At 45.6% G+C, this 831-nt stretch carries 1 protein-coding gene; it reads right to left on the reverse strand.

The window, feature by feature from the left end; translation table 11 throughout:
• Positions 1-831: fasciclin domain-containing protein (locus tag A3729_RS04235; protein WP_197475554.1), on the reverse strand; the 831-nt coding region annotated here is incomplete at both ends.

An 831-nucleotide genomic window follows, 5' to 3' on the forward strand; every position in this document is an offset into this window, starting at 1 on the left:
TCAGTCGGTGCAAACACGGTGAACGGCCCATCCCCCACCAACGCAGCATCTAAGCCTTCTTGCTGAAGCGCGGCGAGCAAGGTTGTGAACTCTGCATCCACCTCAGCCCCTGCCAAATTAGTCACCAGCTCACCAATGGTAATACTGTCATCTGATAAAGCATCAGCTGATGGTGGCAATAGGACTTTATCAATCGCATGGATTATTCCATTTGATGTATCGACATCGGCAACAATGACCTTAGATGTGTTAATGAATAAGTCTGGGTCATCATAAGAAATTGCCAGATCTTTTGCGGTATATAACGGCGTTGTTGTATTGCCTGACAGGCTGATTGCGGTCAAAGCATCAACTTCAGAGTCCAATACATGATATTGCAGAATATCCCCAAGATTCGTTAGTGCAAGAATATCACCGGCACTATCAAACGCGTCATTATTTGCCACCAAGTCTGCAAAGGCATCATCAGTCGGTGCAAAAACGGTTAGGTCTGGCGTTGTCGCTAAAGTGCTTACTAAGCCAGCCTCAACGACGGCAGCCACCAATGTATCAAAGCGACCATCTGCTTGTGCCGTTTCAACAACATTGAAATAATTTGGTGGAATAAGAACCTTATCTATTGCGTGAATGATACCGTTGTCCGCAACAACGTCAGCGATCACAACTTGAGAGCGGTTAACAAATAGATCATCGCCAGAGACAGATACTTCAATACTCGACGTCTCAACAGTGGGTGTTGTGTTATCCATCATTCCAGCTAAGGATGTAGCTGCTGTCGCGTCAACCGTTCCAGATAAAACATGGTAAGTCAGGATATTAGCTAGGTCTGAA

The sequence above is a fragment of the Oleiphilus sp. HI0043 genome (assembly GCF_001634935.1).